Source organism: Oleiphilus sp. HI0066, from assembly GCF_001635725.1.
Genome location: NZ_LWFH01001752.1, coordinates 1 through 884, shown reverse-complemented (window position 1 = coordinate 884; position 884 = coordinate 1). Strand labels below are relative to the sequence as shown.

The following is an 884-nucleotide window of genomic DNA, read 5'->3' as shown; positions in this document are numbered from 1 at the left end:
GTTGGTAAAGAGCGGCAGTTAAAGTGCCTGGGCTCAAAACCTTTGGGAGCATTTTTATTTGCCTCGCGGTCAATGAAGCGCGAAGCTATTCAGCTAACAAGAACATCTGGGGGTAATCAGCCAACTTACGCTCGGCGCTCTGTGTTTCGCTTACACAACAAGCCCTTACTAGTGGCAGAAAAGTTTCATACCTCAGTTATTCATCACTCTTAAGCTATGTTGAATCTAAGATATAAATTTAAAGAAGTTCTGACCCAAGCTGGTCTACTCGAAGGTAAACCGGCAGCATTATGGCGCTTGGCGCGGTTTGATAAGCCCATTGGTACATTCTTAGTGTTATGGCCTGCTATGTGGGCTTTATGGATTGCGAGTGATGGTTTGCCTTCAGCGCTTCATTTGTTTGTATTTGTTTCTGGAGCGATCGCAATGCGCGCTGCAGGCTGTGTGATTAATGATATTGCAGATCGCAATATTGATGGCCACGTTGAGCGCACTAAAGCTAGGCCTCTAGCTGCTGGTGAGTTGAGTTTAAAAGATGCCATCATATTTTTCGTCGTCTTATGTTTTTCAGCCTTGCTATTGGTTCTTTGTTTAAACACTAGTGCGATTGTTTGGTCCTTTGGTGCATTGGCCCTCGCGTGTATTTATCCTTTCATGAAGCGTTACACCTTCTTGCCGCAAGTCTTTCTTGGTGCTGCGTTTGCGTGGTCCATTCCTATGGCATTTGCAGCAGTCATCGAAAAGGTGCCGGCTCTTGCTTGGATAATTTTTACAGCAACGCTGTTATGGACTGTCGCTTACGACACAATTTACGCGATGATGGATCGTGAGGATGATCTGAAAATTGGAGTGAAATCCACAGCGATTCTGTTCGGTAATGCAGA

At 45.1% G+C, this 884-nt stretch carries 2 protein-coding genes; both read left to right on the top strand.

Going from position 1 to position 884, the window contains the following annotated elements:
* Positions 1–213, top strand: a 213-nt coding sequence (locus A3738_RS32775) for a chorismate lyase (protein WP_156504538.1), incomplete at its 5' end; no start/stop codon positions are given.
* Between the two features lie 3 nt (positions 214–216).
* Positions 217–884: 4-hydroxybenzoate octaprenyltransferase (gene ubiA, locus A3738_RS27225; RefSeq protein WP_068763987.1), on the top strand; the 668-nt coding region annotated here is incomplete at its 3' end.